20 protein-coding genes and 1 pseudogene are annotated in these 16,524 nt (G+C 57.4%); 9 read left to right on the top strand and 12 right to left on the bottom strand.

Annotated features, from left to right (window positions below; all coding sequences use genetic code 11):
* Nucleotides 1–157: 157 nt before the first annotated feature.
* The 4 genes from J2W46_RS31890 to J2W46_RS34455 all read right to left on the bottom strand — a co-directional run bounded on the left by J2W46_RS31890 (nucleotide 158) and on the right by J2W46_RS34455 (nucleotide 1,555).
* Nucleotides 158–697, bottom strand: a complete 540-nt coding sequence (locus tag J2W46_RS31890; protein WP_310359716.1) for an isochorismatase family protein — start codon at nucleotides 695–697, stop codon at nucleotides 158–160.
* The gene (locus J2W46_RS31895; protein WP_310359731.1) at nucleotides 630–1,055 is read right to left on the bottom strand and encodes a hypothetical protein; all 426 of its coding nucleotides are present in this window, start codon (nucleotides 1,053–1,055) and stop codon (nucleotides 630–632) included. The genes J2W46_RS31890 and J2W46_RS31895 overlap by 68 nt, the downstream gene beginning before the upstream one ends.
* Nucleotides 1,056–1,133: 78 nt before the next feature.
* Entirely contained in the window at nucleotides 1,134–1,460 is a 327-nt protein-coding gene (locus J2W46_RS31900) for a TniB family NTP-binding protein (protein WP_310359512.1), read from the bottom strand.
* Nucleotides 1,461–1,489: 29 nt separating this feature from the next.
* Complete coding sequence (locus J2W46_RS34455) at nucleotides 1,490–1,555, bottom strand: hypothetical protein (protein WP_374726905.1); 66 nt, start codon at nucleotides 1,553–1,555, stop codon at nucleotides 1,490–1,492.
* 266 nt (nucleotides 1,556–1,821) lie between these two features.
* On the opposite strand from J2W46_RS34455, the gene J2W46_RS31905 reads away from it, so the two are divergent.
* Together J2W46_RS31905 and J2W46_RS31910 are read left to right on the top strand one after the other, a co-directional pair.
* Nucleotides 1,822–2,217, top strand: a complete 396-nt coding sequence (locus tag J2W46_RS31905) for an acyl-CoA thioesterase (protein ID WP_310359515.1) — start codon at nucleotides 1,822–1,824, stop codon at nucleotides 2,215–2,217.
* The gene (locus tag J2W46_RS31910; protein ID WP_310359517.1) at nucleotides 2,211–2,474 is read left to right on the top strand and encodes a hypothetical protein; all 264 of its coding nucleotides are present in this window, start codon (nucleotides 2,211–2,213) and stop codon (nucleotides 2,472–2,474) included. Before J2W46_RS31905 ends, J2W46_RS31910 begins: the two co-directional genes overlap by 7 nt.
* On the opposite strand, the gene J2W46_RS31915 is transcribed toward J2W46_RS31910, so the two are convergent.
* Complete coding sequence (locus J2W46_RS31915; RefSeq protein ID WP_310359520.1) at nucleotides 2,455–2,985, bottom strand: hypothetical protein; 531 nt, start codon at nucleotides 2,983–2,985, stop codon at nucleotides 2,455–2,457. The genes J2W46_RS31910 and J2W46_RS31915 overlap by 20 nt on opposite strands.
* On the opposite strand from J2W46_RS31915, the gene J2W46_RS31920 reads away from it, so the two are divergent.
* Complete coding sequence (locus J2W46_RS31920) at nucleotides 2,984–3,310, top strand: SH3 domain-containing protein (RefSeq protein WP_310359521.1); 327 nt, start codon at nucleotides 2,984–2,986, stop codon at nucleotides 3,308–3,310. The genes J2W46_RS31915 and J2W46_RS31920 overlap by 2 nt on opposite strands.
* Nucleotides 3,311–3,367: 57 nt before the next feature.
* Here J2W46_RS31920 and J2W46_RS31925 read toward each other — a convergent pair whose 3' ends face one another.
* Both J2W46_RS31925 and J2W46_RS31930 read right to left on the bottom strand, forming a co-directional pair.
* Nucleotides 3,368–3,919, bottom strand: a complete 552-nt coding sequence (locus J2W46_RS31925; RefSeq protein ID WP_310359523.1) for a hypothetical protein — start codon at nucleotides 3,917–3,919, stop codon at nucleotides 3,368–3,370.
* Between the two features lie 395 nt (nucleotides 3,920–4,314).
* Complete coding sequence (locus J2W46_RS31930; RefSeq protein ID WP_310359525.1) at nucleotides 4,315–4,593, bottom strand: HU family DNA-binding protein; 279 nt, start codon at nucleotides 4,591–4,593, stop codon at nucleotides 4,315–4,317.
* 422 nt (nucleotides 4,594–5,015) lie between these two features.
* Between J2W46_RS31930 and J2W46_RS31935 the strand changes: the two genes are divergently transcribed.
* Nucleotides 5,016–5,189, top strand: a complete 174-nt coding sequence (locus J2W46_RS31935) for a hypothetical protein (protein ID WP_310359527.1) — start codon at nucleotides 5,016–5,018, stop codon at nucleotides 5,187–5,189.
* A 257-nt stretch (nucleotides 5,190–5,446) separates the two neighbouring features.
* Here the strand turns inward: J2W46_RS31935 and J2W46_RS31940 are convergent, their stop codons facing one another.
* Nucleotides 5,447–5,725 carry an HU family DNA-binding protein gene (locus tag J2W46_RS31940; protein ID WP_310359534.1) on the bottom strand — a complete coding sequence of 93 codons (279 nt, stop codon included), beginning with the start codon at nucleotides 5,723–5,725 and terminating at the stop codon, nucleotides 5,447–5,449.
* Between the two features lie 431 nt (nucleotides 5,726–6,156).
* Nucleotides 6,157–6,387 (bottom strand): SET domain-containing protein-lysine N-methyltransferase, encoded by a 231-nt coding sequence (locus J2W46_RS34460; RefSeq protein ID WP_374726906.1) that lies wholly within the window; start codon nucleotides 6,385–6,387, stop codon nucleotides 6,157–6,159.
* A 1,070-nt stretch (nucleotides 6,388–7,457) separates the two neighbouring features.
* Here J2W46_RS34460 and J2W46_RS31945 point away from each other — a divergent pair.
* Nucleotides 7,458–7,616, top strand: a complete 159-nt coding sequence (locus J2W46_RS31945) for a hypothetical protein (protein WP_310359537.1) — start codon at nucleotides 7,458–7,460, stop codon at nucleotides 7,614–7,616.
* Between the two features lie 1,478 nt (nucleotides 7,617–9,094).
* On the opposite strand, the gene J2W46_RS31950 is transcribed toward J2W46_RS31945, so the two are convergent.
* Both J2W46_RS31950 and J2W46_RS31955 read right to left on the bottom strand, forming a co-directional pair.
* On the bottom strand, nucleotides 9,095–10,075 hold the full coding sequence (locus J2W46_RS31950; protein ID WP_310359540.1) for a ParB/RepB/Spo0J family partition protein: 981 nt from the start codon (nucleotides 10,073–10,075) through the stop codon (nucleotides 9,095–9,097).
* A complete protein-coding gene (locus tag J2W46_RS31955; protein ID WP_310359542.1) occupies nucleotides 10,072–11,280 on the bottom strand; it encodes a ParA family protein in 1,209 nt (402 codons plus the stop codon). Before J2W46_RS31955 ends, J2W46_RS31950 begins: the two co-directional genes overlap by 4 nt.
* Before the next feature lie 803 nt (nucleotides 11,281–12,083).
* Here J2W46_RS31955 and J2W46_RS31960 point away from each other — a divergent pair.
* The 3 genes and pseudogenes from J2W46_RS31960 to J2W46_RS34465 form a co-directional block, all read left to right on the top strand.
* On the top strand, nucleotides 12,084–13,460 hold the full coding sequence (locus J2W46_RS31960) for a replication initiation protein (RefSeq protein ID WP_310359543.1): 1,377 nt from the start codon (nucleotides 12,084–12,086) through the stop codon (nucleotides 13,458–13,460).
* A gap of 271 nt (nucleotides 13,461–13,731) precedes the next feature.
* On the top strand, nucleotides 13,732–14,340 hold the full coding sequence (locus tag J2W46_RS31965) for a replication initiation protein (protein ID WP_310359544.1): 609 nt from the start codon (nucleotides 13,732–13,734) through the stop codon (nucleotides 14,338–14,340).
* Nucleotides 14,341–14,382: 42 nt separating this feature from the next.
* Nucleotides 14,383–14,457 (top strand): annotated as a pseudogene (locus tag J2W46_RS34465) (transposase domain-containing protein); the annotation flags it as partial.
* 185 nt (nucleotides 14,458–14,642) lie between these two features.
* Here the strand turns inward: J2W46_RS34465 and J2W46_RS31975 are convergent.
* Nucleotides 14,643–15,182: a hypothetical protein gene (locus tag J2W46_RS31975; RefSeq protein ID WP_310359546.1), complete on the bottom strand. Its 540-nt coding sequence runs from the start codon at nucleotides 15,180–15,182 to the stop codon at nucleotides 14,643–14,645.
* A gap of 274 nt (nucleotides 15,183–15,456) precedes the next feature.
* Here J2W46_RS31975 and J2W46_RS31980 point away from each other — a divergent pair, with 274 nt between their 5' ends.
* Entirely contained in the window at nucleotides 15,457–16,482 is a 1,026-nt protein-coding gene (locus tag J2W46_RS31980; protein ID WP_310359549.1) for a hypothetical protein, read from the top strand.
* Nucleotides 16,483–16,524 lie beyond the last annotated feature (42 nt).

A 16,524-nucleotide genomic window follows, 5' to 3' on the forward strand; every position in this document is an offset into this window, starting at 1 on the left:
ATCAAGGGCTCGCTTGGCTATCTCAGCCCCATCGAGTACCGTGAAAGCCTCGGGCTAACGACGTAAATCAGTCCAGGATTTTGTCCGCATCCCCACTGGGTCAGTTTCGCGCGGAAATCAACAGGCCATGTAAGCGGAGCCTCTACGCGATGCTTCATCATGCTGATTGGAACTCCGTTTGCAGAACGTCCGCAAGCGGGAGCACTCTGACACGTCTACCAGACATCGACGAATTCGCCCAAACGAAGTTCTGGTGTCCCACGATTTTGTCGGCGGCTAGATGCGGCTTGTCATGGGTTCTGTGAAGGTCGGACACTACCGTGGTGCGCAGGGCAAGGAGTTCCGCCCGACGAGCTGTGGCGTTGACGCAGAACTCCGATGCATACCCACATAGGAGCACGCTATCAATGTCCTTTCGCCTGAGTTGCTCCGCAAGCGAGGTGTTCTGAAACGAATCGCCGACAGTCTTGAAGATAGTCCCGTCGTTCTGCTCGCGGACCAAGCCGGCGGGTGATTGCCACGCGTCGCTGCCGTGCGCCAGTGGCCCATTCGCATCGCTCTCGTGCTGTTGGCGCCCACAACTAACGCTAGCAGTGTTCACATAGGCGCTAGCAAGTTCAGTAACGCTGCTAGCGTAGCCGAATGTTTCCGGTAAATCGGGGAGTTCGATAGCAGGACATCGCCCGGAGCGCCGCACCGAAGTTGGCGGATTCTTCAAATATTGATGCAGGGACAGTTTGCAGCAGGCTGTGATGCGCCGTGCAGTATTCGGCTTCGGGATTGAGCCATTCCCTTTTCCAGCGTGGGGCCGACACGTCGGCATCGTTGAGCACGAGACATCTGAAGCAATAAACAAGGTAACGTCGGTCGACCATCCATTCGGGTGGCATCTGAATCGCTGCCAACCTCCCCTCACCCACTCGAGCCAAGCTGGAGACTTGATGCAGCGCCGATGCGCAGACTGGAGGAAATAAAATCCATCCCGTTTTTCCAAGATTCGGCAGATCCAGCCCCGTGCTCGTTTCCCACAGCGTGCCCACGCTGATCTGTAACACGTCGCCACCCGACCTAGCCAACTGCCAAATGCCTCTTCGAAAAACGGTCGCGGCGCAACAGGCCATGGCTTCCCAAGATCAGGCATGTTCGCGAGCGACGCGCTGGAGATGTGAGATGCCGATAAATTCGTCGCTGTTTCGGATAGAAAGCTCCGCTGCATCGTTTAGGATTGTCGAAATGGCGCCGGTCAGCCCACCGCTCGCTTTCAACACGTACTGGACAATCTCACGCCGGGAAAGATCGGACGGTTTCCTCAGCGGTAACACCCTTTCGAATGCGGCGAGAAGCCGCCGAAGCCTATCGCTCTCCCTCCACCGCGGTATCTTGAATGGCCGGTATCGGCTCACCATCTGCGGATCGGTTTGAAGCGCAAGAACTACGTCTCGCGTGCCCACGAGGACCATGCTGATCTGCAGATCGTTTGCAAGGAACTTCAGCAGATTAAGTGAAGCACCTGCTCACGATACGTTCCCGCAAGTAGGTGATGCGCCTCATCCACGATCAAGATCTGCGGCGACAGCCTCCTTTGCAATTCAGCGCCATGAAGCTACCAGCGGCTGAGATGCTCGAACCATACGGTGCGAGTCCGGCGACGTGGCAAGACCGTCGCTATTGAGCAGCGCTAATGGCAGCGGCTCTCACTCCCACGGAACCTGTCGATTCCGGACAACGTGGGGAGCCGCGCCAGCCCTCCGCACTTCCCCGCCAAAATTGCTAAAAGGTGCATGATGACAGAACCGCTTCACCTTCCTCCTGAAATCATGCGTGCTGCGAGTACCGCTTCCTGCAGACGCGAACTTTTACGGAGATGTCTTCGGCGGCTGGATCATGTCGCAGGTGTGTATAGCCGGCTCGGTGCCAGCATGCCGTCGCGCAAACGGTCGTGTCGTAACAGTCGCCGTCAACTCGTTCGTGTTCACGCAGCCTGTGTTCGTTGGTGATCTGCTGAGCTTCTACGCCAGCATTGCGAAAACAGGGAATAGTTCGGTTACCGTGTCAGTTGAGGTCTACGCACAGCGCATGCGCTATGCGGCGGAAGTAGTGAAGGTGACCGACGCGGTGCTAACCTATGTCGCTACCGACGACAATCCGCGTCCGCGGCCACTGCCGCCCATCGCTAACTTGCAGACTGGCACCGCGGCGCAAGAAGCCGTATGTTGAAAGGTGTCACTTCAGAGCCTGAGGATTCCTTTGGTCAAGTGTATGGTGCTTTGCCGTCTTCCAAGAAGCCGCGATTTATTGCGTCTGCCACTGCGACTGTATTTGCAGCAACGCGACTGCCACAAAACGTCTTTGATCCGATCCGCAGCCTGTTCAGCGACCAAAGCATGGGCGAATCCAGTGTGCTTACCAGACGAGTCATTTTCTTCGCCGCCGTCACTTTGTTGGTGGCAGCCGTTACGGTTTTCGCAATTTGACGTAGAGGTTCGGCTCGTCACCCTTGTGCTTGATTGAAAACGCTTCCGCCGAGGACGCCAGGAGCATGCTGCTATCCTCCTCGGCACGCATCTGTATCTCGCCCTGCTGTCCGCACGCTTGGGATTGCGCTGTCGGTGTCATTGCCGCCCAGAAACCGTCCGTGCCCAGGGCCGCCAAGTTAGGGATCGGTATATGCCATTGTTGCGGTCCGGCCCACAGAACCTCCAAACGACTCCATACCGGAGAAATCATGAAAAGACAGGTAATAATCGCACTTGCTATGCTACCGCTGTCGGTGTGGGCGCAAGCAAGTGGGCCGACACTAGGGGCAACGCAGGCAAATCTCGCGCGAGATTTGGAGGACTTGCAGAAGTCGATAGAGGCTGTCCAGAGCTCCACAACTACTTCCACACCGACAAAGGACGGGGTGTCCGGCATCACAAGCGTGGACATTACCAAGTCAGAAGCGCCGGTGAAAGCCGGAGCTTCTAAGTCGGCGGAAACAATCATGACCGTTTCCAAGGGAGGCAAGTACCGTGTTGTCGATAAAGTGGGAGATTGGTATGCGGTCGAGCTCAACGGGCCGCTGGCCCGCGTCAACACCGGTTGGGTTAACGCGGCAGACGTCTCGCCGATTAAAATGGCAGCGGGGATCGATGTCCCAGTGAACTCACCGGCTGCGCCTTCAACAGCAGCGGTGTATGACGTCATCGTTCAAAAGGCTTCACAATTGAAAGAGAAGTATCGAAACAACCCGTATCTTTCGGTAACTGGCTTTACGGTCAACGTTGGGATCCCGCCATCAGTGGGGATGAATTTTGAGTTTAGGAAGTGACATGCGGCAGAAAGCCTTCGATCGCTCGGGCGTCCACGAAAGTAGGCGCGGCGATACCTATCGCCCTACTCCGCGAGGCGAAAAAACCCACCAAGAAGGCATAGCGAGACATTCGGTCCAGCCCGTGGCGGTATCTGTCATCACGAAGCTATGTACAAAGTCACCGTCAATCTTGGTGCCCCCGCAATGCTCAACGAAATCTACCTCCAGATAACCGGGTAGCCGGTTGTTCCGATCGGTGAACGTCCGAATGGGCACTGCGCGGCGAATCGCATTGCCGATTCCACCAGCTCGGCGGCGCTGGTCGCTGAAAGCTGCTCGCGCACATCCACGCAGAAGCCGATCAATGGTAGCGGCGCTGATCTGCTCGAGCCGCTGGCGCAGGTCCTTCGATAGCGACAGATGACCATGTCGTGTCATCGAGTCGATCAGCGTTGGGATGAGCGCCTTCAGGCGCCTGCCGCAGATCCGGTCGGCGGCCTCCCATAGCACGATCAGCGCGGCATGAACGTCATCGTCATAGCGTCGCTGTGGGCCCGACTTCGCCTTCACCGGCTGCTGCTCCCGGCAAAGCACTCGAATTGCGTGCTTACGATGATAGCCCGTCAATTCAAAAAGTTCGTCTTAGATCTGCCGCTTGCCGTTCTGTTCAGAACACCGGTACCACTCGCCGACTGCCTCGATCAATTCCCGTCTTGTTGTCATGCTGAGCCGCCTCGTCATAAGTCGCCCTCGCCAGCTGTCTGACAGGTAGCAAAATACTTGAGGCAACGAGCCTAGCTCGCGTAGAGCGAAGTAAAGTTGTCACCGGAAACGAAGTAATCTTGTCAACATCTGCTTTTTGCGTATTTTCCGGACTAGCTTAAGCGCATCGCAGCTTTTCGCTCACGACGTATTCGCCTTGCCCATGTGACTAGACTCAGACTGATATCATCCTTCCCCGAGCCGAAAGCTGGCCGACGTTGCATGGAGATCTAGGAACCCGGTGCGCCCTCTGCAAAACTTCAGGCGCCGTTCACCGCATCTTTGAATGCTTTGCCCGCAGCGAACTTGACTGTCTTCGCCGCAGCGATATGAATCTCGGCTCCCGTCGCAGGGTTACGGCCGGTCCGCGCGGCTCGTTGGCCTTTTGAAAATGAGCCGAAGCCGATCAGCTGCACCGTGTCGCCTTGCGTAACGACGGTGGTGATGGTGCCAATCAGTGCATCCAGCGCTTCGGCGGTCTTGGCCTTCGTCGAGCCCGTCTTCGAGGCGACGGCATCGATCAAATCCTGCTTGTTCATTGGCTTGCCCGTGAGGAGTGAATTGGAAGTTGCCACCCTAACCGATCCACAGGCATCCGCGCAATCGGTGGGTACGGAACCGGAGCCGGGACTGTTTCCGTGGACCGGCGCCTCGTTCGCAAGTGCACGCGGACGACCGCTTCCGGTAATCACTGCCGGGCTCAGTGGAACAGATCAGCCCGCCTCCAAACGTTGCTTCCAAACGCCGCCGGCCCCCGCACCAGCGGGTCGGCTACGGTCGCGTCGAGGAAACCCCTGCCCCAGCCGCAGCAATAGAGCTACGGGAAGCTAACAAGTGACCTGAAATGAAGGTCGGCAAGCCACAACTATCCGCTCCTCCACTGCCGGCCAGTTCTCCTCGCTTGTCTCGCTGAGCCGCCTATATTGCTAAAAGACGCCGTCCGTCACCTTAGGAGCCCAGTATGTCTACCGATCCTTCCCATACCGTCCCCGATCCCGCACGGCCATCGCCCGGCGCGACGGGCGAAGCGCCACCCAGCACTGCACCCGCATCTTCTGACGACCACGTTCCCGACGCCGACGCCGCCGAGCCCGCTCCGCACGAGCACCTTCCGCCCCGGTCGGACGATAACTGACCGCCCTCTAAGCCAGCGAGGGGCATCCTGCAAAACCAGTGAGCAACACTGATCGGGCGCGCCTAGCTGCCGCTTGCACGAAGGCCCACACGGTGCCCCCTCTTAAAAAGCATCTGTCTGGAAATGGAGGGCTTGAAAGCCACAACTCTGTTTCCTCCATTTTCGCCCAGCTGCTAGCGACAGTCCGCGTTGACTCGTTCTCGTGCCTCATGTGGCGCTATGGACCCGCATGAAGATCCAGCGCGATCCCGAACTTGTCACCTCGCGTTCACCGCATCCTTGAATGCCTTGCCCGCGGTGAACTTGACGGTTTTCGCCGCGGGGATCTGGATCTCGGCGCCGGTAGAAGGATTACGTCCCACGCGCGCAGCGCGTGCCCCCGTCGAAAACGAGCCAAAGCCGACCAGCTGAACGGCGTCCCCTTTCGTGACCACCTTCGTCACGGTCCCGATGAAGGCGTCGATCGCCTCCAACGCGGCCGCCTTGCTCTGTCCCGTTGCGGCGGCGACGGCGTCCACCAGTTCCTGCTTGTTCATGTTTCGTCCTTTTCCTAGTTTGCGATGCCGCCACCCTACCCCATCGGTCCATCGGCGTGCAACCCGAACGGCATCCGGCTGCGTCCGGTGCAAACGCGCAGGACGTCGCGGCCGGTGCCGGTAGTGGTCGCCAGGAAGACAGAGAGCGAGGCTGCCGCCTTCCAGTGTTGATAACTGTTATTGTCATCACTATGTTTAATGCCTTAAATCGGGGTCCTCGTACGTAATCACAGACCACGTGGGTCCTCCAGTCACTTGTCTCCGCTTTCTATTGCCGCATGGCCAACCGGTCGCGAGCTACCATCCTCACTGGCGTCTAAAGCAGCACCGTGCATTGAAGGAAAAGTAGCAGCGGTACGGAAGTAAAAGTAGAACCGGCTATCGTGAACGCATCCGGAAGGGCGCTTGCTATTCGCCCACTAACGCCGGCATCAAACCGGTACACCACTTCGTTCCACAGCGGCATGAATAACCAGCGGCCAATTCCGCCGTAACCGCCCATCGACAGTCAGTCGGTAGGCGGTGGAAAGCTCGTCGCCCCGCACCACGTCCCTGAGCATTCCGATGAAACCCCGTCGCCGCTCGTCGTCGATCGCCTGCCTGTTCGGCCGGCAAAAGTGGTTTAGCCAGCGGGCGCTGTTGCCTCCGACGCTGCCGTCAATCGCACGCCGTCAGCAAGCCCGAACGGAATCTGTGGCCCGGCACTTTCGATCGTCGGTATGGGGCTGAGGCCCGTCGCCACGCGCCCAAAGGCCAGTAACCGGGTTAGCTCGACTCCGTATTGTTTGATACGATTTACGTATCTGCCAATACAAACAACGTCAGTCGGTCCGGGAGGAGCCTGCTTCAAGCAGAAAATATGCTTCCGAAACGCTTCTCGTCGGCGAAGTGCCCTTATTCTCGTGAAACATTCCCTTTTTAATTTCCCGTAATCCTTACTGCGCACGGGTTCTCGACCGAACCAGATTCAGCGCCAGATGTTTCACGGCAGCCTTCTGCCTGCGCCGCTAGAGGGTCATAGCCAAAGTTTGATTCAAGATCGGCAGCGTGGCTGCGGATCCGCCATCACCGACGTTTCCGGCAATTAATTCAGTTGTCCGAATGAATGCGGAAGGATCGAGCAGCGAACGCCGAGAATTCAGGAGTTGGGTCTCAGGCGGTACTGTCATTTTTGCCTCAGTAGACGTCTGTCAATTATGAGCGCTACCGCTGCCAGGCTAGGGACGATCGTCGATGCGCGTGCTGCGAGCGAACGGTTAAGCCCCACAGGAGGTCAGCGATGCCGATGCCTTTTGCCCGCTTGGCCCGTCTGCTAGTGGGCGGCATGCGCGATTTGCGTGGTAGCCCCGCCCCTGAATCGTCTCTTGTGTCCTTGGATAACAGGCAATAGCCAATTGGCCACAGAAACCCGTCCGAACGCGAGCTTACATACCTATTTGACATCGTCGCGTTGCGCGCATACGTGCAGCGCGTGTCAGCCGCCACGATCGCGCGGCTCTATTTCACAGAGGACGAGAACTGGTGGGTGCTCGGTCCGGGTAGGGCTGAGGCAAAAAACCTTTGCCGGTGGCGGCCGACCTAATGAGCCTCGCCATCGAGCACGGCTCGGCCGTCCTCACCGATCATCTGAGGGCCTCAGCTAAGGCGGGTAGTAGCGCGCGCCTCGGTGGCTTCCGTCGGGCTGAAAGCTGCTCGCAAGAGCGGTCGCTGGCAGCCGCTTGCGGCAGAGTACATGAATTCGAATGGTCGGAAATATGCGGTCAGCGTGTTGCTGCAGCCGTCAGGCGTCCGGTATCTGCCGGGTCAGCCATGGCAGGCCGTAAATGATGCTGTTGTCGTCGAGCCCGCCGATGACCCGCAGATCGATCCCGCGTTACCGCTTACCTTCTGAAGCAAAGTCCGCCCTCCGTCGACACCCGATGCGAGCGGGCAGACGGAATCTACTGGCGCGCCGTGCGCGTTGTGCCGTTGCAACTCGGGTTTGCGGCGCGCGACGGCCGGTGCAAGCCCGTCGCGAAAAAGCGCTCCGCAGTCCGTTTCGACCACGGCAGACTGCGTGGCAGCTTAAGGTGCTAGGAAAGCGGAACGGCAGCGTTTCGTATCTGTCAGTCTCGCTACTGGTTGTTGCGTTTAAAGTTCACAGGCGCGATCGCGGCCTCGACCTTCGAGAGTACCGACGGACCGCTATCGGCCGCGCCTCGCCCTCCAACAGGAGGGGCGCTAAAAAAGCATTGGCGAAGGCACTCCCCTCGCCTACCATTGTGACGTCATAAATTCGGTGGTTGAATGGGCAATGGAAGGTCCCATTGCAGGAATGCCGGGATAGCGCCGGAGGAATGAAGATCTTGGCTGGCATGTCGTAGCACGGGCTTAGACGCATGCTCGCCCCGCAGGTGGTGGCCGAGGGAGTACCACTCGATATTGCCCAGCGAATTTTGCGCCATGCTCCCCAGCAAAACCCGATGGCCGGACCGGCAGAGAGGCAACGAATGTTGCGCGAAGCCTCCAGTCTTACGGGAAGCCGAAATGACTCTCTAGGGTAACTGGGCTCGCCCGCAACTTGGCTGCCAGGACTTGCCCCTCCGCAGCGGCGAGCGAGAAGCGCTTGGTCGGGCGGCTGTCGACCGCCAGTTGATCCAACGTCCCGAGAGTCGCGTCGCCGCCGCCCACCTACCGGCTGATGAGACTTTGTGCGTTTGCACGGCTCAGGCGTCGTCGCACGCCGCCTTGCTCGCCGGTCGAAGCTTGCGCCTAGGGAGGCCCTTTCATCGTGAAAGCAAACTACCGCGACAGCGAATATGGAAGCTAGGGGAGGTTCAGTATATAAGCTCGCTAGCCAGACGTCCCGATTCAGATAGTGTCCCCATTGGGGACACTATCTGAATGCAGTATTCACTGTGCCACGCGACCGCGTTGCGGCGTCGGACGGTCGACGTCCAAAACCGACGATCACCTCTTAGGGAAGCTGATGGCAGAGTCATATGAATAACGAGGAGGGGGCGCCCTTTCTCATCGAATCGACACAGGCAAGGAGCACACCTGACGCGATGATCAGACGGTGTCGAGCGGCGGCAAAGCGCGTTTTACTCCCGTTGATCTGACGCACGTACGTAAGAAAAACGCTGGTCGAGAGACTTCCGTACTGGGATGCTGATGGCGCGCGGGCGCATCATGAGAGGCATATCGATGCCTCTGTGCCCAGCCACTAGAACTTCGAGGAACTCGGCATGCGGGTCGAGCGGGAAGTACGGACAAGGGCAGGGGCATGGTAAGCGCGTCGCCTGAGGTCGCTCCTACCGGTGTCTCGTGTCCCCATTGGGGACACGCCGATACCAAGCGCCTATGATGCCCGCCGAGACACCAACCGTTTCAGTGGGAGTCGCTTTGACCACTCGAAAACAGTTCCGCAATCAGAGTTCGGATGCGGTGCTCCTTGTCAGGAGAGAGCATCCCGGCTTTAATCTTCACTGTAAAACCGACCGCGTCTTTAGTGATTGAGCCAGCCTGGTTTTTGCCCGCGAAAATCTTCTCGATGCTCCGATCACTGACAGCTGTGACTTCGGAACCGTCCCCTTCAATGGCTACTTTGAGCGCTCGAGCCAGTTTCGTCTGGTCAAGCTCGCCGCTTACCACCTTTTTCCATAGGCTCCTTGCGATCTCAAACGCACGTGAATTCTTGTCTCGGAGCACCGATACAACCGCCTCTGCGGCGTGCGACCCGATAAGGCGTGGCTGCACATCCAGGTCTTCAATCACAAAATCTGGCAACTCTCCAAACGCTAAGAATCGGTACAGTTCGGAACGAGACATTCCCAAAGCCTCAGCCATCCGCTTCCTGTTTGGAAATTCCTTTTCCGCACGACGTATGGAACGCGCCACCTCATAGTCCGACAAGTCCTCTCTAGCAACGTTTTCGACCAAAGCTAACATTGCCATCTCTTCATCCGATAGCTCAATGACGACGACCTTGATCACCTCCTTGCCAATCATTCGATGCGCCCGCCAGCGGCGCTCGCCAGCAACGATTTGGTAACCAGATTCGGCGCGACGAACAACAATGGGCTGGACTAGCCCTGCCTCCCGTATCGATTCGGCGAGCTGTCCGAGTTTTGCCTCGTTGAACACCTGCCTCGGCTGCCACGGATTGGGCACAATGTCCTTGACCGGCAACTCCGAAGGTGACCCCGATTTCTCCAGCTCAACTATTCGTTGCTGCGCAGCGGCCAGCGCGCCCGCCATTCCGGGCGCAGTACGGGGGCTAGACGGTTTCTCTTGCGGTTCAATAGTGATGTCCTTTGCCGCCCGGACGTCAGCCGTCTTACTCATCATGCGGTCGCGTAAACTGCTCATTGTCCGGCCCTCCATTGAGCTACATATTGGTCGTCGATCCACTTGCAATAATCCATTAGCGGGGACTTCACTCGTGCGAGAGTTTTGGCCACAGAATCAGCCCGTGACAAGTCGAACACGGTGGAAAATGCCAATGCGCCGTTGCTCATGACCGAACTTGCAGGTACCTCAGTCGTGTGCAACCAATCTCCGTATGCGCGCTGCGCCCACGAGCGCACCACCGGCGCCGACGATGTGGTCCCGTAGTCCACGCGGGAAAGGAGTACAGAAACGAAGTCATACGTTTTATCGACTTCGTGCTCGACAAACCCGTTCGCTACTTCAGCGAATAGCGACCAGAAAGACACTGACGAAATGAAATCAAGGCTTTCAGGCACCAAAGGCATCACCATTGAGTCAGCAGCCATCAGCCCGTTCAGCGTCATATACGAAAGTGATGGGGCGGTGTCTAAGACTATGTAGTCATACTGAGATCGCAGCGGCTCAATTCCTTTTCGTAGCACGGACCAAAACTCGAACCCCGGGTTGCTTTTCTGCGCGGTAGGAAGATGGAATTCTGCGTCATGCAGATAATTGTGCGCTGGGATGACATCGAGTCCGTCCCAGTAAGTGCTCTGAACTTTAGTAGCGAGTCCTCCTTCGATCGCCGGGTCGTAGATGTAGGGAAGAACCGTGTCCTCCCAGGTAACGTCCTTTTCTGCATATAGACCACAGAGTTCCGAAAGTGACGCTTGGGGATCCAAGTCGATCACCAACACCCTTCGGCCACGCAAGCTGAGGCCTTGCGCGATGCACATTGTTGTCGTGGTCTTGCACGAACCTCCCTTGAAGTTCGCCGTTATGAGGACCCGGCCTCTATGCTCACGAGTACCGGTGACCAATGGCGTCTGATAGATATCAGATACCTGCTGCACCCAGGTACGTACCTCTTTGAGGGAGAAAATCCGAGCGCGCCCTGTGCCGTGCACTTCGCCCGAGGGTAGATCGCCACGATCCTTTGTCGCGAGATAGTTGATCTTCTGACGATCGATTCCACACAATTCCGACAGCTCACCAATTGTGAATACTGGAGGCGTTTTTCGTGGCCGGGGAGCTAATATCTGGTCGCGCAGTTCATTGGTCATTACCGACAGACGTTCGGCAAACTCCCCGAGGTCGGAAAGCTTGACGCTTCGGTCAATGCTGGGCAACTCGCTCAGTTTCATCTAGTTTCCTTTTGGTGGGAGGTGAGCTTCTTTCTTCACACTCAACCCTTGATTCTACGGTTTCGTACAGACATATTGACAAAGCGTAGAATACCGTCAGTCCCGAAGAATAGCTATTGAATCGCAAGCCGTCCCAACGGGATCCCCACAAAAAATCTGGCGCTAATTCAACTACGTAGGCTGACTTCCTCGGTGCTCACGCTAGACCAAGCGCGATCTGCGGGAAGCGGACTGCTTCTGCAATCACAGAAAACCTCACCATTGCGGCCCAGAAAAGGCACCATCCCGCGTCCCTTTCTTCCACTTGCACAATTTACCTCACCACCAATCTCGTCCTGAAGCTACGTCTTTCGCCCTCGCAGTGCGCGGTTGCGCGAAAAGTGGGGCTGTCACAAGCGGCTTTCACATTTACCCCCAGCGCGATCACGAGCGCCTCAAATCAAAGAACGTCCTCTGTGTGGTTGGTGTTTTAAATAGACAAAAACTAACCCACTACAAACGAAGACACGTCTTGTTGCGGAAAATCAATGGGTTACGTCAGCAAGGTGAAGCGTTGTGTGTCAAAGGTGCTGTGAATTGAGAAGTTTGGTGAGGTACTCTGGGCCTCGAAGTGAGGTCGATTGGATGCAATGGTGAAGTTCCCAGATAGCCCGAGGTGAGGAGAAATGTGCAGCGACCCGCATTAGGTGAGGCCTTTTGTGAAGGGCGGACTCGTAAGGTGAGGTAGTCTGTGTTGACATGGCACCTTCGCGCCCGGTAGCGTACCGAACCGTCGGAACCATGTACACGAAAGGGGAGGCCGCATGGCGACAGCAGGACACGTGGCCACGTCCAGGCAACTGGCATTGGCATTATTCGAAGATGCAAACGCTCAAGACCTGCCACTCAACGCTGCACCGTCGGACATCGGATTCGCACGAAAGAACGTCCTCATTCGTATCATCGACCTCGGCGTAGCCGCGCGCCGTCTAATAGACGCAGCGTATTTCATTGTTGCGCAAGAAGAACAACCTCGCGATCTTTACGACGTGGAGTTGGACTATTTCAAATGGCTGATGCGGTATTCAAGCCGGAACAACGCACACCTTGAGCAGGTGATCACCGAGGCACAACGAGCTCTTATCCAAGCTACTACGACGCCTGACGCGGACGGGGACAAGCCGTTCGGATCAGTGCAACTGATTGGGCGAATTTCTTATCAGGGCGGACGCTTCCAGTTCCGTGTCCCGCCAGACCTTATTGGGATCATTAGAGGCCCGGGCAAGTCGCACTGGCTGAGCTTGCGCGTAACTTCATTATTTACGCTCAGTTACGCTAGGGTAATGTACGACCACCTCCTGCCGTACGCTGATGACGGGATCACTGACTGGTTTGACTTGGCCGAGCTGCGCTCATGGCAGGGCACAATGGGCGCGAAGGCGCAAGAGTTCAAATATTTCAAGCGGGACTGGCTGGCACCAGCTGTGCAGCAGATCAACGAAGTTTCTGATCTAAAGATTTCGTTCGAGACTCGCAACGAATCAGGGTCTCGCAAGATCGGTCGCCTACGTTTCCGTCTCGAAAGAAAAGAGCTGGCCGAGCGCGTTTTGCACACCCATGAGCAAGCTCAGGCACTGTATAGGACCCTGAAGCAAGAGTTCGGGCTATCTAGCGCACAACTGAATCAGATCGCGGCGGACCGCGATCAATACACTGATGAGCGTCTTGAGCAGGCCATTGAGCGGACCCGTTTCAGCCTTAAACTCGGCAACATCTCGAAAAGCCCAGCCGGTTTTTTTATGAAAGCGCTGAAGGAACAGTGGATCGTTTCAGACGCTGAACGCCAGATGGTTCAAATACAGGAGAAACTTGCGCAGACAGAGAGACGGGAGTTGGAACATAACCAGCAGGTTCAAACACGTATAGCTTTGCGAGTTGCTGCTCAAGACGTCCACGCACAAGACCGAATGGTGGAGGAACTTCGCCGAGGATGGGAGGCATATGAAGCAGCCACAGCCAAACAGCGGGACGACTGGCGACGGACGTACAAAGGGACGCCGGCGGGAAAACTGACGTTGCGGCGGTTAGGTATCGACCCCGGCGCGGAACTCTCGGAAGCGATGGTCCAGAAATACCCCGATCTCAAAGACGGGTTCGCGGGATTTGTCTTTCATAAGTCAAAGAGCGGCAAAGGGCGCTAGCCCAATCGTGCACCTAGTGCCGCAGAAGTGACTTGTTCACCGCTGACCCCGCATCTGCCGTGAGAGCGCGCAATCCTGCTCTCAAATGCGCTTAGTGACTATGAGATCAATCGATGAGCGATCGCCAGGCCACGGCGCCTGGATACACCGCCCAACGAGCGCATCTGTCAAACGTCCGACAAGATCCGAGCCTGTCGCTACCGAAATGCCGCAACCGGCGCGGCGAAACCGTCTAGCAAGGTAAAAGTACATCAGCCCCAGGCGAACTCTCATGCTCGAGCGCAAGATTGTCAACGCGTTCCTGCTGAACGTATACGGAGCTCTTCACAAAGAAACGCCATACATCGTCGGTAGGAATCCTACATACGATGCTGGGCTTCGACGCAAAAATTACGACACATTGAAGCGCGACTTGCTAAAAGTCATGTCGACGCCAATCTCGTCCGACCTTCTTCTCGACGGCGGAAAAACAGACCGGGAGGCCTCTTCGCTTATCGCCTATGCGAGTATAAAAAGGGGCACTTGTGCCTACGAATACAGTGACTGGCTCGCCGAGAAACTCGCAAACCCTGACATCTACACGCTCATAAACATCAACGTTCAGAGACAGTTTAGCGGCGGCTATGCGTTCGCGTTGTACGAAAACTGCCTGCGCTTCAAACGAACGGGATCAACTGGCTGGATTTCAGTAGAAACTTGGCGACGACTTCTTGGTGCCGACGCGAGCATGTACGATGAGTTCAAGCATTTCTCAAGTGAAGTCATCAAGAAAGCGGTCAAAGAGATAAACCAAGCCTCTAATATCATCGTCACCCTATGCAGGCTCCGCGCACCGCAATTGAGAGTGTGCGGGTGGTTGCTCGAAAACCACTCGCCGTAGTTCGATACACGGCATAAACGCCAAACTGAATCGCCTTCATCCGAGGCCTACCTGCGCCACGTCATCGCTCGCATCGCCGAGCATCCCGTCAATCGCGTCGACGAACTGTTGCCATGAGTCGGTGGCGCCGTGGTGAAGCTGATCGGCGACGTGTCGGAGCCGTATCACGATGAGTAAGCGACTCGCCACGAACCTCTCGGCGGGCCCCCCGTACTGGTCGCGCGGATCGCGCCCGCCTCGACGATTACCCAGCTCATCCTTTGAGCTTGGCCGGAGCTATTCCAGCGTCACCGCCGCGCGGGTCATCGGATCGCCAACAGTGCATTCACGAGCAATTCGATCTCGCGAACGCGCGAGGCAACGCTCGCGAAGTCTGGCGTGTCAATGCGGAGGTAGTGTTTGCCTCCTTTCTTGCCTGTTGCAACGCTGATGCTCACGGCCCTACGCGGAGGACATTGTCCCGTGGTCAGAAAGGCGAAGATGTCCGCCGTCGTGCTTCCAGGCGGAAGACTTGCGGCGCGCTCCGAGATCAGCTTCTCTCCGACCTGCCGCATGAGCGTGTGGAGTGTGGCCACTTGTGCGGCAGACAACGGCTTGTCGGCGATTGCCTCCAACAGGACTTCGGGCAGTCGCGCGACGGCCAACATCCGTGATGTGTGAGCCGTCGAAACGCCGAGTCCAGCGGCCAACTCCTTTTGCGTTACCCAAAGACCGCGCTCAATCATTGCCGAATAGAACCGACCCATAACCACCACGGGCGCCTTCGCGGCACGGAGCCGATTGTGCATGGAGACCGCGGTCAGCCGGTTGGGAATCTGACGCACACTAAAGTCGTACTGCATTTTCGAGGCCTCATGTATCCGTTCTTTACGTCCAGATCTTATCGTGCCGATAGTTCTGTCATGTCAAGGCCGCAATGGCTTGCGAAGCTCGTTACGGAAGGCGCTGAGCGGCTCCGCTGTCAACTGGCCAGTCTGCTCCTTACAGGGTCCGAGCGAAAAATCCTAGCGGCAATTGACAAGGTTGATAGCGGTCATTTGGCTTGAGAACCAAGCGCGCGTACTTGCGGCGGGGAGTAGCTCAAGAACGGTCGAGCGCAACGCGGAGCTTTTTGCCATGCGCTACGGCATCAACGCGCAGGGCCGGACTCTGGCGTCGGTCGCCACGCAGCATGGCATTACCGAGGGCCGTGCGTGCCAGATTCTTAAGTTGATGCGGACGCAAGCCCCTGCTTTGCCGCCCGAATTCCGGGGCGTCTTTCATACGATTGACGCAACCGCGAAGCAACACCTGCCGTGCACACCGGCGCGCCTCGAAGCAGTCCTGCGTCCGCTCTTGGGCGAGGGGCCCAGCATTGAGGACGCCTGGCGCTTCGCGCGAGACCTTCTTGCTACGCATCTTCTCTCGCTCGAAGCATATCTGTTCAATCCGCCTGCCCGGTCGGGCGCCGGGGATGAGCGCGTCAAGGCGGTACACGAGATGGCGCTAGCGATGATCAGTGCTGTCGGGGCGGCTCACGTGGGTGTGCTTATGGGCTATGCCATTGAACTCGGCTGGGAGCTTGACGCCGTCAGATCGATTCGCGAGGTCGTGCAAACCGGTCATGGCTTCGAATGGCTCGATCGACCGGCGAGAGCAGCGCAGGAGTGGTTCTGGTACGGTGAGTCAGCGCGACAAAACCCGATCATCCAGGCGCTTCGGCGAGTCTTCTCAATTACCGACTCGGCTATCTCGCCCGACATGGCGCTAGGGGCAGTGGAGCGCCTGAGGGAGCAGCGACTCAGCCGTGAAGAGCGTTGCTCCACTCAGTATCCGGTTCCACCCGCTTTTGTCACGATCGCTGTCCTGTCCCGCCTCAAGTTCATCGCGGGTGCGCACGGGCGCTATCGGCCGGCAATTCGCCTCGACCCTGAGCGGGAGCTTACCGAGCAGGAGCACCGGCTATTTTTGGTGTTCCGGCGGCTCGGCCCGATCGTGACGTGGAACGTGCTCGCATCGGAGCTGGTGCATACGGGCCAGATGAGTGACTTGACACTTCGAGCGCTCGTCTCGCGCTCGCCGATCCTCTGCACCCAGTCGCCGGGCTCGTGGATATTGCGGGGCGCACGGCTGACGAGTGCAGAACAGCTTGAAGAGGTATGAACTGATCGGCAGAAACGGCCCTTGATCTGCGCTACCTAAGGT

Source organism: Paraburkholderia strydomiana, assembly GCF_031456815.1.
Lineage (GTDB): Bacteria > Pseudomonadota > Gammaproteobacteria > Burkholderiales > Burkholderiaceae > Paraburkholderia > Paraburkholderia caledonica.

Coding starts and splice junctions, on each gene's coding strand:
- J2W46_RS31900 (WP_310359512.1), bottom strand. CDS start 1,460: ATGGTCCTCGTGGGCACGCGAGACGTAGTTCTTGCGCTTCAAACCGAT.
- J2W46_RS31910 (WP_310359517.1), top strand. CDS start 2,211: ATGTTGAAAGGTGTCACTTCAGAGCCTGAGGATTCCTTTGGTCAAGTG.
- J2W46_RS31920 (WP_310359521.1), top strand. CDS start 2,984: ATGACCGTTTCCAAGGGAGGCAAGTACCGTGTTGTCGATAAAGTGGGA.
- J2W46_RS31915 (WP_310359520.1), bottom strand. CDS start 2,985: ATGATTGTTTCCGCCGACTTAGAAGCTCCGGCTTTCACCGGCGCTTCT.
- J2W46_RS31930 (WP_310359525.1), bottom strand. CDS start 4,593: ATGAACAAGCAGGATTTGATCGATGCCGTCGCCTCGAAGACGGGCTCG.
- J2W46_RS31935 (WP_310359527.1), top strand. CDS start 5,016: ATGTCTACCGATCCTTCCCATACCGTCCCCGATCCCGCACGGCCATCG.
- J2W46_RS31940 (WP_310359534.1), bottom strand. CDS start 5,725: ATGAACAAGCAGGAACTGGTGGACGCCGTCGCCGCCGCAACGGGACAG.
- J2W46_RS31945 (WP_310359537.1), top strand. CDS start 7,458: ATGAATTCGAATGGTCGGAAATATGCGGTCAGCGTGTTGCTGCAGCCG.
- J2W46_RS31950 (WP_310359540.1), bottom strand. CDS start 10,075: ATGAGCAGTTTACGCGACCGCATGATGAGTAAGACGGCTGACGTCCGG.
- J2W46_RS31955 (WP_310359542.1), bottom strand. CDS start 11,280: ATGAAACTGAGCGAGTTGCCCAGCATTGACCGAAGCGTCAAGCTTTCC.
- J2W46_RS31960 (WP_310359543.1), top strand. CDS start 12,084: ATGGCGACAGCAGGACACGTGGCCACGTCCAGGCAACTGGCATTGGCA.
- J2W46_RS31965 (WP_310359544.1), top strand. CDS start 13,732: ATGCTCGAGCGCAAGATTGTCAACGCGTTCCTGCTGAACGTATACGGA.
- J2W46_RS31975 (WP_310359546.1), bottom strand. CDS start 15,182: ATGCAGTACGACTTTAGTGTGCGTCAGATTCCCAACCGGCTGACCGCG.
- J2W46_RS31980 (WP_310359549.1), top strand. CDS start 15,457: ATGCGCTACGGCATCAACGCGCAGGGCCGGACTCTGGCGTCGGTCGCC.